The sequence below is a fragment of the Erwinia sp. V90_4 genome, assembly GCF_029967685.1.
Lineage (GTDB): Bacteria > Pseudomonadota > Gammaproteobacteria > Enterobacterales > Enterobacteriaceae > Erwinia > Erwinia aphidicola.
In genome coordinates this window covers 38,839-57,390 of sequence record NZ_JASCAQ010000036.1, presented here as the reverse complement: position 1 = coordinate 57,390, position 18,552 = coordinate 38,839, and the positions used below count along the sequence as shown (strand labels likewise).

9 protein-coding genes and 3 pseudogenes are annotated in these 18,552 nt (G+C 47.3%); 6 read left to right on the top strand and 6 right to left on the bottom strand.

What is annotated here, in order from left to right:
• The first annotated feature begins 119 nt into the window (after nucleotides 1–119).
• From QLG07_RS05300 to QLG07_RS05285, 4 genes are all read left to right on the top strand, one after another.
• A complete protein-coding gene (locus tag QLG07_RS05300; RefSeq protein WP_282468674.1) occupies nucleotides 120–3,944 on the top strand; it encodes a DNA-binding protein in 3,825 nt (1,274 codons plus the stop codon).
• Between the two features lie 439 nt (nucleotides 3,945–4,383).
• Nucleotides 4,384–5,058: a tyrosine-type recombinase/integrase gene (locus QLG07_RS05295; protein ID WP_282468673.1), complete on the top strand. Its 675-nt coding sequence runs from the start codon at nucleotides 4,384–4,386 to the stop codon at nucleotides 5,056–5,058.
• A 174-nt stretch (nucleotides 5,059–5,232) separates the two neighbouring features.
• On the top strand, nucleotides 5,233–5,856 hold the full coding sequence (gene parA, locus QLG07_RS05290; RefSeq protein WP_282468672.1) for a ParA family partition ATPase: 624 nt from the start codon (nucleotides 5,233–5,235) through the stop codon (nucleotides 5,854–5,856).
• Between the two features lies 1 nt (nucleotide 5,857).
• A complete protein-coding gene (locus QLG07_RS05285) occupies nucleotides 5,858–6,097 on the top strand; it encodes a plasmid partition protein ParG (protein WP_282468671.1) in 240 nt (79 codons plus the stop codon).
• Nucleotides 6,098–6,241: 144 nt separating this feature from the next.
• On the opposite strand, the pseudogene umuC reads toward QLG07_RS05285, so the two are convergent.
• Together umuC and QLG07_RS05275 are read right to left on the bottom strand one after the other, a co-directional pair.
• Nucleotides 6,242–7,282, bottom strand: a pseudogene (umuC, locus tag QLG07_RS05280) (translesion error-prone DNA polymerase V subunit UmuC); the annotation flags it as partial.
• Nucleotides 7,283–7,739: 457 nt separating this feature from the next.
• Nucleotides 7,740–8,963 (bottom strand): IS91 family transposase, encoded by a 1,224-nt coding sequence (locus QLG07_RS05275; RefSeq protein WP_282468670.1) that lies wholly within the window; start codon nucleotides 8,961–8,963, stop codon nucleotides 7,740–7,742.
• A gap of 935 nt (nucleotides 8,964–9,898) precedes the next feature.
• Here QLG07_RS05275 and QLG07_RS05270 point away from each other — a divergent pair.
• Nucleotides 9,899–10,939 (top strand): CAP-Gly protein, encoded by a 1,041-nt coding sequence (locus QLG07_RS05270; RefSeq protein WP_282468669.1) that lies wholly within the window; start codon nucleotides 9,899–9,901, stop codon nucleotides 10,937–10,939.
• A 422-nt stretch (nucleotides 10,940–11,361) separates the two neighbouring features.
• Here QLG07_RS05270 and QLG07_RS05265 read toward each other — a convergent pair whose 3' ends face one another.
• The gene (locus QLG07_RS05265) at nucleotides 11,362–12,021 is read right to left on the bottom strand and encodes a YetF domain-containing protein (protein WP_282468668.1); all 660 of its coding nucleotides are present in this window, start codon (nucleotides 12,019–12,021) and stop codon (nucleotides 11,362–11,364) included.
• Nucleotides 12,022–12,225: 204 nt separating this feature from the next.
• Here QLG07_RS05265 and QLG07_RS05260 point away from each other — a divergent pair.
• A pseudogene (locus tag QLG07_RS05260) lies at nucleotides 12,226–12,582 on the top strand (transposase); the annotation flags it as partial.
• An 867-nt stretch (nucleotides 12,583–13,449) separates the two neighbouring features.
• On the opposite strand, the gene QLG07_RS05255 reads toward QLG07_RS05260, so the two are convergent.
• The 3 genes and pseudogenes from QLG07_RS05255 to QLG07_RS05245 all read right to left on the bottom strand — a co-directional run bounded on the left by QLG07_RS05255 (nucleotide 13,450) and on the right by QLG07_RS05245 (nucleotide 18,194).
• Nucleotides 13,450–13,704: a helix-turn-helix transcriptional regulator gene (locus QLG07_RS05255; RefSeq protein WP_282468667.1), complete on the bottom strand. Its 255-nt coding sequence runs from the start codon at nucleotides 13,702–13,704 to the stop codon at nucleotides 13,450–13,452.
• Nucleotides 13,705–13,959: 255 nt separating this feature from the next.
• Nucleotides 13,960–14,642, bottom strand: a pseudogene (locus QLG07_RS05250) (IS1 family transposase).
• A gap of 1,761 nt (nucleotides 14,643–16,403) precedes the next feature.
• Nucleotides 16,404–18,194, bottom strand: coding sequence for a sensor domain-containing phosphodiesterase (locus QLG07_RS05245; RefSeq protein WP_282468666.1), 1,791 nt, complete (start codon nucleotides 18,192–18,194; stop codon nucleotides 16,404–16,406).
• Between the last annotated feature and the right edge of the window lie 358 nt (nucleotides 18,195–18,552).

The following is an 18,552-nucleotide window of genomic DNA, read 5'->3' as shown; positions in this document are numbered from 1 at the left end:
CTTTCTATATTATCACGGGCAGTTGCTGAATCAGCTCGAAAAACTAATATATGATGATTGATGAAGATAGAAGTTAGCATAAAACCGGGCGGAATGTCTGCCAGCCATAAGGAACGGAAATGACAATGCTGGAACGTATAAAAAATTTCTTCGGTAATTTGAACTCAGATACGCGCAATCAGGATGCCACAGAAAACCAGAATGAAGAAGTCTATGATGCACTGACACCAAAGATAATAACGAATGACAGTATGAAGGAGTATTTCAAGGCCCTTGATTTCGCTTTTTTAAAGAAAGATGTGAGAAATATCGCGATTACCGGTCCTTATGGAGCAGGAAAAAGTACTGTGATACTTTCTTATCTAAATGCCAGGTTGAAAAAAGACTTCATCAATGTGTCCCTGGCAGATTTTTCAATGTCAGGAAAGAAAGACGCCCACCCCCCAGAGAATGCTGAAATTGAATTAAGCATTCTTCAGCAGATCCTCTATAAAGAAAATAAGGATAATCTTCCCGACTCTCGGATTGACAGAATTCAGAACAGAGATATAAAACACGTTATTTCACTTTTTGGAACATCCATCAGCATAGTGGTTCCGTTATTTTGTTTGTGTTTATCCGTTTTTCCAAAAAAAATTCTATCATTCTTCAGTGTGAATGAGGCGACCATTTCTCTTGTAAATGATGCTTATCCTGAGCGTTTATGGTGCAGTACCGCACTGGTGTTGGTAACCTTGTTTTGTATCGTCAGGGTGGCGTCAAAGGTTGGTTTCTTTGATAAAAAATTAAAACTAAGCAAGATAGCTTTTCTTCAGGCGAGTGCAGAGATGGCTCAACAGGAGTCATCCTCACTGCTCAACAACTGTCTCGACGAAATTGTCTATTTCTTCTCCCGTTCAAAGAGTAAAATCGTGGTATTTGAAGATCTGGACAGGCTTGGTAATACGGAAGTTTTCGTGAAGCTGAGGGAGATAAACCAGATAGTAAACAATAACCTTAAGAATGATCCTGTAAGATTCCTCTATGCCTGTCGGGATGATATTTTTCTCGGAGCTGATATACGCACTAAATTTTTTGATTTCATCGTTCCTGTTGTACCCGTGCTGGATGCCAGAAATGCCTATACCCATCTGAAAAATAAACTAAAAGATTTCCCCGTTAAGGATGATGTGCTTCTTAAGCAAACGTCTCTGTATATTACAGATATGCGTTCACTACATAATATTGCCAATGAGTTTAATTTATTCAGGCGAATGGTTGATGAAAATAAAAATGAAGCGAAGATTTTTGCGGTTATTTTTTACAAAAATATCTACGCGCAGGATTATAGTTTAATTGACAAGAAAGCAGGGGTTTTGTATTCTTTTATAAAAGATTACTGCCTAAAAAAACTGCATGAAAACTATTTTTCTTCTTTAAATGAAAGGGAAAGTAATCTTTCTGCTAAACTCGAAAAATTAAAAAAAGAGTCAGCATCATCATCTGCTGATGTAAGAATGGAAATTATCTGCAGGTATATTTCAAAGGAACTATGGTCAGCAATACATTTTGCCCACGACCAATATGGAGGCCGTCAGGGAACTGGTAATGCCACACCGGGGAATTTATATGAAAATGTACATGGGTTCGTAAAATTTTTCAGTAGCAATGATCCTGTTTATATCGGTTATTATGAACAAAGTTACAATAGATACCATTATTTTCAAATCGAAGCCGGAAATATCATTGATGAATATGAAAAACGATCAAGACTGGTTTCTTCAGACCGGATGCAGGAATACAAAAAAACCGCAATTGAACTGGAGGAAGTAAAGGAGGAGATACGTACCAGAAACTCTATCACGCTTGCAGAGTTAACGACACTTATCGGAGAAAAAAAATTTAGCAAAATTGCGGAGCATTACATAGAACAATGTAATTCCCCGGATTTTCTTGATGAAAAGCAACTTGAGACTGTTAGCGCTGGTTTTCTCCGTGGTGGTTTTGAGGTTCTTTATTACCTCTTGACGAATGGCTATATCATGCAGGATTACATGAGGTTCCGGTCCATATTTCATGAAGGAGCAATCTCTGTTAATGATAATGATTATATTAAAGCAGTAGGCCGTTTTATGGGTTGTAACGATGTAAATGACAAATTTTCTCTCGATAATGAAAAAGATGTGCTTTCAGAACTGGTCGACCAGAATTACATTTACCGGGGAGGAGCCATTCATCATCAGCTTGTGGCTTATATGATGAATAACCTAAACGCAGTGAATATGCAGTGTCTTTCTGGCATGATCTCAAAGATTTTCGAAAAAAATGTCGATGAAGTTATTTCTGTATTCGATGTTCTGGCGTCGAAATTCACTCAGCAGGATACCTTTTCAGAATTTATTGTTCTCTCTCTACAAAATAATCGCTATCTTGACAGAATGCTGTCCCTTCTTGAGGGAAGAGAGTCAGATGTGATACAAACAAAAATTATCATAAATATGATTGCGTTTGTGGAGCCAGATACATCAGGGGATCGAGAACATTACAGGCAGTTTGTTGAAAACAGGGGACACCAGCTGATCTCTCATCTGAATTATGATACGTTTCAGCCGTTCCTCGACAACATAAAAAAACTCGGGGTAGTCTACGATGACATTATCCTGCCGGTAACAGATATGGAGGTCAGGGCTTTACATTTCATCGCTGATAATAAGATGTATAGCTTTGACAAAGCCAACTACAGGGCGGTGGTCGCGGGTCTGATATCCGATGATAAGGTATCACGTGAGAATGTTGATGCCCGGCCACTCTCACTGGTCACTGATTTTAACCTGGAAAATGTTAAAGCACATATTGATTCAAATATTGATATTTTTGCCCGCGAGATATTCATCGGCTCAGAGGAAAACAGCGAAACAATCGTCAGTCTGCTACTGCACCCTTCCCTGAGCGGTGAGGTCAAGGCTGAGATCCTGGAAAAAATGCGGTTTTCCGTGCCGGACCTGGCCCTTTTCAGAGAGGACGTCGACGTGGAGGCTGACGGACTTTCTTGGCACGATCTGTTCTACCGGTATGATCATGTTGAACCGGGATGGCCGTCTCTGCTCGCCTATATGTCTGAAGAGTGTAACATGCCCGTCCTGACCGGCTATATTGAGAAGCATGCACTGACCCTTAGCGGCCAGCATGTTGAACTCACTGACGGAGATAAATATGAAATCCTGTACAGGAAAGTCATCTGCAATGATGAACTCAACGATTCTGCATATGGTGCAGTTCTTAAATCTTTAAATATTAATATTGAATGCTGGGATGAAAAGCTGAGCTTCAGTAATTTCCGGCGGATCATAGAAAACAACAGGGTCACTCTGAATGCTGAATCATTCATAAAGGCAACAGACCGGTTCGGCTCGCTAACCGATGATGCTGAATGCGAAACTTTCCTGAGCTGGTTCAAGCAGTATAAAGATGAGTTCCTGAGTGATACGGACCTTTATCTTCGTGCTGATGGTGGCGATGCCTTCCTGGAAGAACTACTGACGAAGATATGCCGTTCAGCTGATTTCAGCGTGAAGGAAAAGGCGGAGTTGCTGCTGAAATATAACACTACGTATAATGAGAATTTCCTGGACAGTTTAAAACTATCCAGTGACGTGATTAAAGGGATGATTAAACTATCGCGTAATGACAGTCAGAAAATAAGTTTTATAATCGACCTTCTGGTTTATACAGATATTCGCAGGTCGGAGATTTCAGACCTTGTGACTGAGTTAGATGAATCAGAATATAAAAAATTATTCAGTCAGCAGACGGCCACGCTGGCACTGAGCAACCGTGATGAAGCTGAATCCTTTATGTCCGCCCTGCAGGAGAGGGAATTCATCGTCGAATGGTCGCTCCGTGACGACGGGAAGTATTCCGTTATCTGTCGAAAAAAATTGCGTCAGGAACCAGGCGACAGCTGACACCGATCTGGTTGGGGATTTCCGCTGGACTCCCCAACCGCCCGGCCCGGCCGGCATATGGCACATTTACCCTTTTGTAACAGATGGTTAATGCCTATCTCTACTTCCCTTTCGCCAAGCCAGTGCACATTGGCTCCAATTGAGGTTACGTTTTTTACGCTCTATCCGTTTTTTCCCCAACTTTTATGCGATGCTGTCCTGACCGATCACTGATTTATTCGGCTTCACTGCGCCGGGGCTGACACAGCACAATAGTGCATTGTGCGCTGACTAGGCGATCGTCGAGGGTGTCAGCGTGAGATAGCGGCCTTTGTAGGGCAAAAAAAGCACAGCGTGCGGAGAATGAAAAATTGAGTATATCCCCCTCGAGATGGGACAGAATTCACGTAGCGCGATCAGTCTGCCTGGCGGTTTTGCGCGTGCCGTCCGGCTACGCGAAATGGCCATTGCTGCCGATCTTGATGTGCCTCGCTACCTGCTTGCGCCGGAAATTGCGGTATTGCTCGACTACCTGCCTGATCTGCGCCAGCGCATGCTGATTGAAACGCTGTGGAATACCGGTGCCCGTATCAACGAAGCGCTGGCGCTGACGCCGGGTGATATGTTCTTCAACTCCGACCTGCCGTTCGTGCGACTTCGCACCCTGAAGCAGCGAGTGCCCCGTCCGCGTAGGCGACCGACCAGGGAAGAGCAACAGCTCTGGGTGGCCCCGTTTAGGGCGGTGCCATTGCCAGATGCCGGTTATGTGCGCCGGCTGCAGGAATACTTTGCCACGTTCAAATTGCTGCAGCGTCGGGCGACCCCGATGTGGGATGTGGCCAGCCAGGAAACACCGCGCAACTGGCTGCGGGCGGCGGTCCATCGTGCCGCCCAGGATGGTGTAACCTTCTCGGTACGCCCTATTACCCCCCATACGTTTAGGCACAGCTATGCGGTGCATCTGCTGATGAGCGGTGTGCACATCAAGCAGGTGCAGGCGCTGATGGGCCACAAGCGACTGGAAAACACAGAAGTCTATACGAAGATCTTTGCGCTGGACGTCACGCCGGATCTGGAGTTCTCCCTTCCGGCCGATGAGGCACGGAGGCTGTTGGCATTGCCTGGCGCAAGATAGCTGTCAATCGTGTTTACTGGTAAGTACAAATACGATTTCACAGAAAAACGCATTTAATGATTTCAGTATTGACCTCGTCCCCGGTTATGCATACACTGCAATTGAATCGTAATTGTTATTTTGCGGAAATGTGATTTTACTGAAAATCGTAATTACTCATACCAGGAGAGCCTGATGATTATCTCTGTACTGAACCAGAAAGGTGGGGTTGGCAAAACCACACTCAGCGTGAATATCGCCGCAAGACTGGCGGCGGATGGGGCGCGTGTGTTGCTGCTTGATGCTGATCCTCAGGGCAGTGCCCTGGACTGGGCGGCAGCAAGGGAAGAAGAGTCGGCTTTCCCGGTGCTGGGTTTACCGCGCGCAACTCTGCACAAGGATATTGGCAAGTTTACCGAGGATTATGATCATATCGTTATCGATGGCCCACCCCGCGTCACGGATCTTGCCCGTTCTGCCATCATGGCTGCAGACCTGGTCGTGATCCCCGTCCAGCCCAGTCCATATGACGTTTGGGCGGCACAAGAAGTTGTCACGCTGATCCATGAAGCCAGAATCTATAAAGAAACCCTTAAATCTGTATTTGCGGTTAATCGTAAAATCGTAAATACTGCGATCGGCCGCGATGTGGGTGAGGCGCTGTCTACCTATGAAACACCGGTGCTGGAAGCCACGGTTTCACAGCGCGTGATTTTTGCTGAGGCAGCTGCGGTCGGTAAGGCGGTATTCGAACTTGAACCTGATTCCGCAGCGTCTAAAGAGATACGTGCCCTGGTTAACGAGATTCTGGAGCAATAACATGAGTGTAAAAAAAGTGACTTTCGGTGCCAAGCCAACCAAACCTGCTCCCAGCGCGGATGCATGGGTAGAAAGCCGCTCTGTTGAAGAAGAACCACTCCCTGTCGAGAAAATGAAGCGACTCACTATCGATATTCCGGAGAGTCTCCATAAAGCCATCAAGTCATCCTGCGCCCTGAGAGGGGCCAAGATTGCTGATGAAGTGCGTGAGCTGTTGTACAGTAAATACGGAAAAGAGTAATTCTGCATTTAAGATTTTACGATTAAACGCATTTAAGTTTCTGTTTGCTTCGGTCTGCCTGCTGGCAGGTACATCAAGAAACCCTGTCCGGTGTTTAACGTGATAGTGTCCATCAAATCGGTGGACACTATGCTTACAGGTCTTCTACCTGACATGTGCAACCGGAATGTCATCCCAGTGGGTTGTCCATGCCGGTGAAAGCATTTCCCGCTTCATCTTCCATTCGGTACTTATTCCCTGACCTGCAAACCACACGTTGCCCAGCCCGGACTGATTGATACCATCAAGCGCCTTCATAAGCTGCTCACTGTTGGCCCGGGGCTGTGCATCTCCAAAAAGACTCAGCTGAGAGACGCCGTCTGGTGTGAAGTCATCCAGCATAATCCCGGCTTTCATGTAACGCCGGCCTTCCAGCCAGATACGATCCAGGCTGCGCATGGCTACTTCAATAATGTCGCGCGTGTCCTGAGTCGGTATGCAGAGCTTTTCGCCTGCGGAGTTGCCGTAAAATACCTCTCCGACGGCATGGGGCGACGTCCGTATAAAAACGAAGACACGCCTGCAGAACTGTCGCTCTCCCCGGAGTTTTTCTGCCGCACGCGTCGCGTACTGGCAGAGTGCCTGCTGCATGGCCACCTTCGAAGTGATGCGTTCACCGAAGGACCTCGAGCAGCAAATCTGCTGTTTGGCCGGTGGCAGTTCCTCAACCGGAATACAGGATTCGCCGTTCAGTTCGCGCACGGTTCTCTCCAGCACCACGTTAAAGTCTTTGCGGATGAGGGCCGGGTTCGCGCGCGCCAGCTGCAGGGCGTTGGTGATGCCCATGACGTTCAGCCTTTTGCCGATGCGACGGCCCACGCCCCAGACTTCCTCCACGGGCTGATTTGCCAGCAGCGTTTCAGTGCGTTTCGGATTGCCCGGCGTGAGCGCCAGCACGCCGCGGAACTGCTTCCACTCCTTGCCTGCCCACTGCGCGGATTTCGCCAGGGTCTTTGTCGGTCCCATGCCGACGCCAACGGTCAGTCCCGTGGTGGCCAGCACGTGCTTGCGCAGGCGCCTGCCAAAGTGTTCAAAGTCCTCACAGCCATCGATGCCGGTCAGGTCCAGGAACATCTCATCGATGGAATACTGCTCGACGCGTGGCGTCATTTCTTCCAGTGCCGTCATCACTCTCGTGCTAAGGCTATGATTTATGTGGAATGGAAAATCTACAGTATTAGTTCAGACTTGAATGACTGTTATGAGCGAACAGCAGACATCAGCATAAAGCCCTTTCAGTCTCTTTTGGCTTTTCCTGTAAGCCGGATCACCAATCCGTCTGTGCTAAATGGCAAAACCATCGGGCAATGCCCCGAATCTGCAGAGGCAGCATTACGGGTCCCACGGCCGATTTCAGATTGCAGAAATGGAGCCCGACTCTGCAAGGGGTAGGAAAGTTACTTCATGTAGGAACGTATTACCGCCACGATCTCATCAAGGTCTTCCTTCCGCTCCTGCTCGATGGTTAGGAGATTGAATCGCTCCTCTTGGGAGCACCTGACCATGAAAAGTGACACCGCCTACGCCATTACTGCTGCTGATCTGCGTGGGCTTTGATGTAAAAATACTGTCTTCGCCGTATTTTTAACCTGAAACCCTTTTTTCAGGCGCACCGATCCCGCTCAGGCATCCGCAGCCATCGTTTTTTCGCCATCTGTTGCAGCCTGTCTGAGAGCATTTTTGTGGCGTGCTCACCTGCCACGGCGCCGGCAAAACGCAGCCGGCCTTTGCAGAGGATGCACTGGTACGGGTCCGTACCCAGGAAGCCTTTCATCAGCACCGCGAACCCGGGGCGTTTCGGTTTTTCCCGTACCGTCATTTCCAGCGCTTCGTAAACCTTCGGCAGCAGCGTCCGCCGCTTGCGGTTGGCCAGAAAGCCCGAGTAGCGCACCATTTTAAAATGCCGTGCCGGAACGTGGCTGATATAGCGGCCGATCATCTCTTCCTGACTCAGCGTCTGGCGTTTATGCTTTCCCGTGCGGTGATCGAGGTAATGGTGGACCACCGCGCCGCCGGCATAGTGTCGCAGCCGTGAAGCCGACACCGGCGGGCGCTTCAGGTAGCGTCCCAGGTACTTCACGCTGTGCCAGGCTCCCCGGGTCTTCTTCGCGAAATGTACCTTCCAGTGCCGGCCATACTGTGCCTTCAGGTAACGCCGCCACTGGGGCTCATCGCGGATGTGGCCCAGGCCCGGCAGGGTGCCGGGACTGACCCGCTCATAGCTGTCGCGCAGCAGGCGGATAACGGCCCCCCGCCAGATTTCCTCAACGGCCTTCTTTCTGAAGAAAAGGCTGCGCCAGGCGCCGTGCTTAACGTCAAGCCCACCGCGGGTGACGGAAACGTGGATGTGCGGGTGCTGATTAAGTTGGCGGCCGTAAGTATGCAGGGCACAGAAGATACCGACCTCAATACCCTGCCGGCGTGCCCACTTCAGCATGGCGCGGGTGGCGCAGCGGAACAGGTCGTTGAGCAGGGGCCAGTTGTTGCTGAAGAAGGGCCACAGCAGGTGGGGCATGGTAAAGGTGATGTGCTGCCAGTCGCAGTCGGGCAGCACGTGCTGCTGTTCGGCTATCCACTGCTCAGTTGATTTCATGCCGCAGGCGCTGCAGGCCCTGGACTTGCAGCTCTGGCAGAAGAAGCGTGAGTGTGTGCAGTCCGGCGAGGCGCAGCAGTAACGGCGTACGCCCATGGCGCAGGTTCCGCAGGCGAGCATGCGCTCAACACAGAGGCGGGTCCACTGGCTGATGCTGTCGCCGTGTTTTTCGAGGTAGCGGTTCCAGCCGTCATCTACGGTGAAGAGGAGTTTAGCGGGGCGGGGGATATACATGAGACCGAGTATAAAACGGAGCGCCGGTCATGCGAACACCCGAAGCTGCGGAGCAGCGCCGCTCACGCCGCAGGCGTGCTACGTTCATAAAACGACCTTGCTGATATTCGAAAAAAGGCCGGGCCTTGCATCTTTCAAATTTTTTTGTTGAATCAATCGACCATCCAGACGATGGGTGGCGATGATCGTTGAGGCCCTTTAAGGAGCGGATTTCCATAGCAAAGCAAATCGTTAAAATCATCAACCGACCTGCGGAGAGCAAAGCGTTAAGGCTCCTTGTGGTTCTCACGATATGGCATGCCGGGCAGCAGATTGAATCGCTTCTTTAGGATCAATGTGAGCGGAAATATCCGCAGGCTTTTTTGTTTGTCGGTTTCAGGGCCCCCTCCTGGCAGGCACGCAGCGAATTTATCCACAGCTGCGGTTGAAAAACAGGCAATAAGCTTGTGGATAAGAGCCCCGACCTGCCGGAAAGCCGTAGCACACAGCGCCACAACTTTTGCAGAGCGGTTTGTACAGATATTAGTCAGCCTTAGATAGGTATGACAAAAAAGGCGACCAGCATGCCCGGACACTTTTTATTAATGATGCCCTCGCCGTCGTTGGAGTTGCCACAAATTATGTCCGGACGATGTCTGACACGCATGCATTTCTCACTGATATAAAGACCATGAACACGTCGCTATACCGATTCGCTTTGAGTGGCTAGTGAGCAGTGACAGAACCAAAAAACAGCTTTTGTACGACAAAGTGAGTGAGCGTCTCGTCTGCAACGTCTAGCGGTCTGTACGGTCTGCCGCACTGCACATTCCTCATCCTACAGGGCAGATGATGGCTGTTTCGGCTAACTGACTTCGGCAGCACATATTTTTACTAAGATTGAGCCGGGTGTGGATGAATCCCACCTTTTCATAAGATTTTAAATGGAGATGATAATGGAAATTGTAAAACAAACGGAACTAAGCAGGCGTGTCTCGTGGGGGAGCATCATTGCTGGTGTGGTAACGGTATTGGCAGTTTCTCTGCTGCTGACCACGCTTGGGACCAGCCTGGGTTTTTCACTGCTTTCACCGCAGTCTGACGATATGATTAACGGTGCCGACAAGGCTTTTCTGGTCTGGTCAGTTATCTCAATCGTACTGAGCCTGGCCTGCGGCGGTTTTGTGGCCGGCAGGCTGGCGGGTGCGGATGGAACCATCCATGGATTTCTCTCATGGGCCACATCCCTGCTTGTCGCTTCTGTCCTGGGCTTCTCCGCCGCTGGCGGCATTCTGCACATGGCGGGAAGCGCGGTTGGCGCGGCAGCATCTGCCACAGGTTCTGCGGTGATCGGGCTGGGCAGCGCCGCAGGTAAAGTCCCTGGCGCAACAGTAGATTTCGCTCAGAATATCGCTGACAGACTCGGACTGAATACTCAGCTTACGCTTCCACAGATGGACAAAACGGTACTGGAGGCACTGCGCAACAGCAACATCAAAGAACTTCAGCCTGAGTTTCTGCAGTCCCAGCTTCAGGCTGCCGGGCGCGACATTGCGGCTTCGGTTAAAGATTTGGCCGTCAACCCCGGCAACAGCGACGCCATTGTTGATACACTTAGCGGTAAACTGAAATCCCGGGCGGAAGCGGTCAGCAAAGGTGTCGACAGGAATGAGGTGAAAAAGGCGCTGACAGAAAATACTAATCTGTCACCGGAAGAGGCGGAGAGGGCCGTAGATAACTTCACTCAGGCGCATGACAAAACCGTTCAGGAGGTCAACGATCGCATGACTCAGCTTCAGGGCAATCTGAACGATGCGAAGGCGCAGTACGAAGACTTCAGAGAGCAGGCAAAAGAGAAAGCATACGAGGCCGCCAGCGCAGCTGCAAAGATTGCACTGTGGTCATTTATCGCTCTTCTGGTGGGGGCTGTTGTTAGTGCGCTGGCCGGTTGGTGGGGGGTGAATACCCACCCTGCATACCGGAAACTCAGGGCCTGAAAGAAATCGGAGGGCATAATCATCACGCCGGCATTCCGGCCCTTTCTCTGATGGTTGTTCGCCTCCTAATTCAGCATAAATAAAAAGGCCTGCGGATTTATCCGCAGGCCTTTTGTCTGCTGAAAACTGCAATGATCCCGCACGCGTCAGATTCCTCCCGAGATGGCCAGCCCTGTCGTTGCTGCTCATTGCCAGGATGAAGGGTTTGTGTCTGATCTGGACGGCTCTGTCACTTATGCCATATCACGTATCAGTTTCTGCCAGACCGTTTGTGTAATATAAGTAATGATAGTCCCCTAAAGGTCTCATTAACTGTTACGGTAGAGCCGGAGCTGGCAGTTTATCGATGTCAGCTTCGAGAAGTGCATAGCCGAAAGCAGGATGACACCATAACTTATCTTGAGCCATTATAATAAATAAGTTTATGGATGTAATTTTTTTACTTCCCCATCGTTCAGAATGAACGTTAATCGCCCATTCCAGAACTCAGCGATGAAAACATCCTCGCAGGTCACAGAAACCTTTTCCAGTTCATCTTCGAGCCAACGTGCATCTTTTTCAATATCACTGAGCGCACATTCCCGGACTTTGCCATCTTTCATAATGATAACGGATGGCATTTCAGATCCGTCGCGGACTGCAGTTATCTGCCCGTTGGGTTCAATCTGAGCATAGACAATCTCCTGAAAGGAGTGAATACCCTGTGCATGCAACTGAGATGAGACACTAAGGATGTCTATCTTGTTCTTTTTTTTAGATATCGTGTCGACCAGAAACTTCCCTTTCTTTATTATAGGGATGGGCTGGCCTATAGTCACGTTTCGGAAAAAAGGGATGTGCTTGCTTGTCGCGTTGAGTAAAGAAATCAGGCATACGCCAATGAGAAGTACGAGTATAAATTGATATAATGGAATTGAGTCACTATAAATGACCCCCCCTATTATCCCACCCAGAACAAAATTTCCAATAAAGTCTATCGGTGTCATCTGGGACAACTGTGTTTTTCCTGACAGATTAAGGTGGGTTATGACGATCACAAAGCCGATAATGAACTTTACTAACACAAGCCCATAGTATTCCATACTGACACTTCTCCAAAAAAATATTGATTTAAAAGCAGATCAGTTCGCTGAGCTGCCGTACAACATTTATATTATCCTATTATTTCCCAAAATGTCTTCTACCGCGACCAACTGATAACAACTGCAAAAGGACGGCGAAGGCCAATGGGAGTAAAACTGAATCTCCACGGGTTTAACAGACACCTCAGAGTCATGAAAAGAGAGGTGCCCATAAGCGGTAAGCGTTATCCTGAAGAGTTCACGAGCGAAGCGGTTAAACAGGTTGTTGATCACGGCCATTTCATCGCAAGCGTTGCCACCTGTCCTGTATCACCACTTACAGCCTCTATGCCTGGGTAAATAAGTACGATCCCGATTCATCAACCACTCACGCGCAGTCCGATAATCAGTCTGAAAAGCGGCGGCTCCAGATAAAACTGAAGCAGTTATTGAGGCAAGAGATATTTAAACAAACCGCGCGTACTTCACAAAACTGCCCGTATGAGCTACGCCTTTATCTGCGACAACAGCCAATACTGGCCTGTTCGTCTAAACTGTCGGGTTCTGAATGTTCATCCGGGTGAAGAGTATAGAAACGTCCAAGTCTACTACACGCTCAAATCATCCCTGCCCAAGCAACTGTCTTAGTGTAGGATATCTCCCATTTCCCAGGTAGAGCCCTTACACATATCAAGAGTTGCCGGTGTAGGCGGCAATGCCACGCCTTGCGCCTGGGAAACTCGTACAGTCAGTGCACTAAGTTAAGGTGGCAGGGACATGGGGAGCTTCCTGATCCAGGCCATTGCCTATGATATTCTGGCAACTGAAAAGTTATTATCAGGAGAGAATCATGCGCTGTTATCTTAACAGACGCAAACGTGCACCATTCCTTACCGAGGTACATCGTGAAGACTGTCGTGCACGGGGAGATAACGGGCGCTTCCTCGGTTCTTTCAGGACGCTTAGGCAGGCCTGTCAGTTTGCGCGCCTGCATAACTCGAATATTACGTGTTGTCCGTACTGTGTATGTCCGGATACGTCCGACGGCGGGTAAGGCGCTCAGCTGAGGCTTGGGGGTTGGTTAGCCGTTGCTGCCTGCACAAATACTCCTACGTGACAGAGTTTGCAGCAGACATCAGTAAACAACTATTCATACCGCAGATGAGAATCGTAGGGGAAGAGGTTATTATTGTTAATCTGCAGCTTGTGAAATAAATAGGGAAGTAATATTCAATAGCATTGGATTTTATCTATTGCAAGCTGTGATTTTCAGCCTGTGAGTTATTTTAATTATCAAAATAACATGAGTCTTTCTGATGTATTTTTAGGTTACATTTCCAAAAAGATTTTATTTCCTCCATGTTAATATGCTTGGTTACGAAATTATCTGGTTGTCCAGAAACAGACTCTTGGCGTCGAGTTAAAAAATCTTTAACCTGAAAACCGCCCTCACTTTCTGGGGCTGAGCTTAAAGTAAGGATGCCGGCCTGCCAGCAGCAAAAGATATTCATACTCTTTCTGCCGCAGCAGGCCGCCATGCATACCTGATACCTCTTTGGTCTGCCAGACGCGCAGACTTAAGCCAAAGTGTTCTGCAGCCTCCTCCTGAGTCAGGCCCGCCGCTTTGCGAAGTTCGCGCACGTTGTTCGTGACCGTCACCGGAGTTGAAATAGATTTTTGCGACAAAATATTCTCATTAACCATACCAGATCCTTATTCCCGCCGTTTTAATATACGGGATTCACGATGAATTCTCTTTCAAAGGTTAACGCTTATTATGAATACGTCAAGCCAAAACCACACACCATGCGAGAAAGAAGGGTGGTTTCCGGATGCATTACCTGTGAGGTTCAATCAGGCTGTCGCCTTTAAACTGCGGGGGAGTAGAAAATTCAGCCGCCGGGTCAGTGACTATTATAGTACTGGCAACTCATCATTGAACTATTTTGGGTACTGCATCTAATTAGTAGAACATATGTTATTTGATATACGCTCCGATCACTTTTTTGTGGATCTCAACTGAGCGTGGAAAGAAGTTTGTTTAACGAGCCAATCGTTTAATGCAGGCGCGGACCGTCAGGTTTATTGCGCTCAATGCGTTGGGTGAATATTTTGTCGGTCAGATGCTTATTCTTCGACACCTCACGGCCATAGCTGCTACAGTCATCGCCGGTGATCATGCCGATAATGAATGATGCAAGGAGTGCCAGTAGCTCCCGGCAGGTTTTTATCAGTTCGGGGACCAAAAGTGTAAACCAGTACACCGCCTGTTTTGGTTTTGTACGCGCACAAGAGTAAGTGCTGCCGGGCTCATAGCTCATCAAATTTGCAGATAAGCGCTACATCAGCATGGGCAAAAGTTGAAGACATTATTCGCTTTGGCGCGAGTTTTTTAAAGTCCGGATGACGGTGTTAATGCCAATTTTCAGTGTTCTGGCGGTATCGCGAACCCCGTCAACAGAAGGCCATTCCAGTGATCTGCTCTTAAATACCTGGCTCATAAGTGCTTCATAAGCATAAGTGAGCTGAAACACAAGGTGGCATTTACGGCTGCTAAAATTGTCATGACCTTTTGGGTTCTGACCGTGGCGTTAAACCTGAGCAGACTGACAACTTGGACAATGAACGTTAACGTTGGCCATGAGAGAAAATCAAAATCCTGAATTACACATCATATTCAACTAATTAGACGCACCCCCAAAATTAGATATTACCAGCACGCCAGATAATTAATAACTGCCTTGCTTAAAAATACATATCTTTCATTTTTACTAATCTTTGTACTATTATGGTATGGATATTACAACCCGGTTATTAAATTCTTTAGTTGCCATAAAGAAATATATCCCCCCCACAATCAAGCATCTCATGATGAATTTCATGCTGCAATCAGAATTGACTGATTAAGTTTTAATCTAAATCTTATTCAGCAAGATGGCCTTCATTATTACCCTTATGGTAAGTTTATCATAGGAGTTTCTTATGCATTATTACTATCTCGGCAACCTCCAAAACCAGAATGGGATAAGGTTGATCCACAGACAAGGATGCGCAGCTATGCCAACCCGCGAGTTAAGGACATTTCTTGGTTCATTCCATGATTATCCTGCAGCGTTGTTAAGAGCGGGGTACCACCACAACAGATGCCAGGCGTGTCCGGTGTGCCTCAGTAATTACTCTACTCCTGAACAGGCTTTCATAAAAGGGCGGTAAATTGAGATGAATCGCCGCATTTTACTGGTTGTCTACACAGCCAGTAGTGTGGACGCAGCTCTCCATATATAGGAAGCTGCGTTCGCAGCATATGTCAGTATCCTTTAAAACCCCTTTCTGACTAGCTCAGCAGTACCTTTTAGGACAAACCGATGCAGAACATTCTCCATGGATAGTCTTTTTTTCTCAAGTAATTCGCATATGTTCTCGGAATTCACGCTTCTTTCATCCTTTATCAGATTGAGCACTGCGAAACCAATTTCGAAAGCAACAATTTTCGCTCTTTCTTCATCAAGAATCATATCAAACCCATTAATTTTGTTAAACAAAAGGATAGTGCCGGTATACTTAATGTAAGACTTATAGAAATTGACTGCAACCACGTAAATTGATACATGCAGCAGTTGACTTTACTTACATTTATTATAATATTTTCTGCTTTAACCGACCTTCTGAGTCTGGAAGCTGTTCTGCAACAATCTTTTTCATAAATTATGTAAAAGCAGTTAGGACAGTGTTTTTGGGAATTATCTTAGGTGGGGTGTAACTATGCTTACCATTCTTGAAGGTGGCAACCCAGGTACAAAATGGTTTCTATTTATTATACGGTGCACACCCCATTCAACTTATCAGTTAGGTAGAAAAGTAAACTCTCTGTAAGAGAGGATATCATCCTTGACCGTACCTAGCGAAAGCTCTAACTGTTGGAAACTTAAAGTTGTAAAAGTTTTGAGAAATGATTTTTTCAATTTATTGGCTTCTTGAAAGACTAATTATCGCTTTTTTCATCGATTTCTGACTATATCCTGATACTCTTAATTTTTCGATGACGAGTATCCATCAGAAATATGCATCAGCTCCATTTGTTATTGAATTACGCTATTTTGGATGATTCTCCCATCAAAGCAGGTATATTTAAACTAAAAATTTTCGATACCACTCACCCTGCGGCACATCAGGATCGATATTCGAAAATTCATTGACGTGACGGTTAAGAACTGAACTAAGGACAGTGTGGAATAATTCGTCAGAGAATAGCCAGAAGATAATTTTCACACCTACTTGCGAAAAGAGACCTACGGTTTCATTGACTTGTTCTCCGCACTCCCCTAAACCGGATTCCATGTATGAGGGGGAATTTTTAGCTCCGAAAAACAACCTTTATCATTGAGCTGGTTCAGAGGTAAGGTTCAGACACAATTGTTCCGGAGCTGCCACTGTAGCCAGTTATCGATAAGGGGGACAGGGAGGGGACGGGAATAATAAAAACCCTGCGCTTCATCGCACCCCAGGGCTTTAAGAGACACTGCTGTGCTTTCGTCCTCAACACCTTCCGCGACCACCACATAGTCGAGTTCCTTAAGAAGGTTGATAACGTGTCGGGCGATGATCCTGCTGGCCGTATCGGTACAAATTCTGCTTATCAGAGAGCGATCAAGCTTGATAACGTCCATAGGAATACTATGTAAGTAATTGATATTGCTGTATCCTGAACCAAAATCATCAATTGATATGGTAAAGCCCCTAAGTTTTAGCATATCCAGACCCTCCATTGCCTGAGGGCTCTCCAGTATCTTCTCTGTTTCAAGACACTCGATACCCAGGCTTTCCATACGCAGTCCATTTGCAAGCAACTTATCTTCAAGCCTGTCCGCGAAGCGGGGACGAGAGATATCAGAGACGCTGACATTGACCGAGACTGGTAGTGCAAAGCATGTTTTCGACCAGACTTTAAGCTGTTTTACTGTTGCGTCAATAACCCAGTCAGTCAACCTGCCCATCAGACTGGTTGATTCTGCCAGATGAACAAATTCGGCCGGAGAGAGCTCACCCCTGACCGGATGTTTCCATCTGATGAGTGCTTCCAGCCCAACCGGTTTACCCGTTTTGAGTGATATTTTCGGTTGATATACAAGATAAAGACCTTCAGGCTCCTCCAGAGCGCGGGCAAGATCGTTACGTAGGGAAAAATCTGAACAGTGCCGGATATCGTTACTCTCATCATAAGACATTGATCCCGAGCCGGTCACAATAGCTTCGTGAAGTGCACTGATAGCTTTTCTCAATGTCTCTGTCGCGTTTTGTGTTGCCACTCCAGGCAGGAAATTCACGTCTCCGGTAGAGATTTGGAGGTCGATGGTGATGTTATCCATGATTTGTACGCAGATCCCATGAAGTCTGGAGTTGATTTTTTTAGCGGAGAACCTGCCATCATTAGGAGTGAGGAGTGCAAAACGCCCCGTGGCCACGGTATAAAGAACATCTTTAGTATTCAGTTTGAGCCTGAGCCTTAGCATTACGGCCATATCACGCAGCAGCGTCTCAATCGCAGTAATGCCCAGAGAGCGTGCCATGTCATAGGCTCTTGGCATATCAATGCAGTCAATCAAAATAATACGGTAACTGATATCAAGAGGATTGCCCGACAGCCTTTCCAAATCCCTGATCAAGCGCTGGCGGTTAGGAAGATGAGTCACCACATCAACATATCCCGCGGAATGCCAGGCTTCCAGGTAGCCTGTCACGACAGAAGCCAGCAATTGTAGCGCCTGCTCCTGCGCATTGTCGAAGACATGCGGTGCCGTATCTGTCACGCAGAGCGTGCCAATTATCATACCATCGCGTGTAACAAGAGGCGCACCGGCATAAAAACGGATATGAGGTGCGCCGGTTGTCAGCGGATTGTTTCTGAAACGTGGATCCAGGAGCGTATCAGGGCAGACCAGAACCATACCTTTTGCAACCGTGTGCCGGCAAAAAGCGTCTTCAAGCGTGCTTTTCCGAAGATCGAAATTTTTGGATGCTTTTATATACTGGAATTCATCGTCGAGCACAGAAACAAAACTGCCCGGAATACCCAGAACCTGGCTTGCCAGGGCGACAAACTTGCCCAGGATTTCGTCGCGATGGCTGTCATCATCCGATAGCAGTCCGAGTGCTGATTTCTTTTTATCTTCGTCTGAATTCAGGGCTGAAAGCATTTTTTTGCCAGTAGTTGAGATGAATGTTGGGTGTATCATTTGTATAAATACATAAAAACACATCCGATATGAAAAAAGGCTTAAACCTTTGATGGTAAAAATCCAAATAGAAACAAGCTGTTAATAAAAAAGCTTGGCTTATTTTAACTCACAACTTTGGAAAATGTAAGTTAGTGTTGCATTTTTATTTATCCTGGACTTTTCAGTCCATGACGTTTTTAAAGCGTTTAAGTTTAAATACTTACAGTAGGTTTTCTTGAATTTCAGGATGCTTTTACGTTTCCCTGGTGAGTTAATTGAGCGCATTGATAAATGTATCTTTAACCGCAGACACAACGTCATGGAGCCTTCCTTGAAG

Bases quoted from the DNA above. Each gene is read 5' to 3' on its own strand.
- QLG07_RS05255 (WP_282468667.1), bottom strand. From the start codon at position 13,704: ATGGTTAATGAGAATATTTTGTCGCAAAAATCTATTTCAACTCCGGTG.
- QLG07_RS05275 (WP_282468670.1), bottom strand. From the start codon at position 8,963: ATGTATATCCCCCGCCCCGCTAAACTCCTCTTCACCGTAGATGACGGC.
- QLG07_RS05270 (WP_282468669.1), top strand. From the start codon at position 9,899: ATGGAAATTGTAAAACAAACGGAACTAAGCAGGCGTGTCTCGTGGGGG.
- QLG07_RS05265 (WP_282468668.1), bottom strand. From the start codon at position 12,021: ATGGAATACTATGGGCTTGTGTTAGTAAAGTTCATTATCGGCTTTGTG.
- QLG07_RS05295 (WP_282468673.1), top strand. From the start codon at position 4,384: ATGGCCATTGCTGCCGATCTTGATGTGCCTCGCTACCTGCTTGCGCCG.
- QLG07_RS05285 (WP_282468671.1), top strand. From the start codon at position 5,858: ATGAGTGTAAAAAAAGTGACTTTCGGTGCCAAGCCAACCAAACCTGCT.
- QLG07_RS05245 (WP_282468666.1), bottom strand. From the start codon at position 18,194: ATGCTTTCAGCCCTGAATTCAGACGAAGATAAAAAGAAATCAGCACTC.
- parA (WP_282468672.1), top strand. From the start codon at position 5,233: ATGATTATCTCTGTACTGAACCAGAAAGGTGGGGTTGGCAAAACCACA.
- QLG07_RS05300 (WP_282468674.1), top strand. From the start codon at position 120: ATGACAATGCTGGAACGTATAAAAAATTTCTTCGGTAATTTGAACTCA.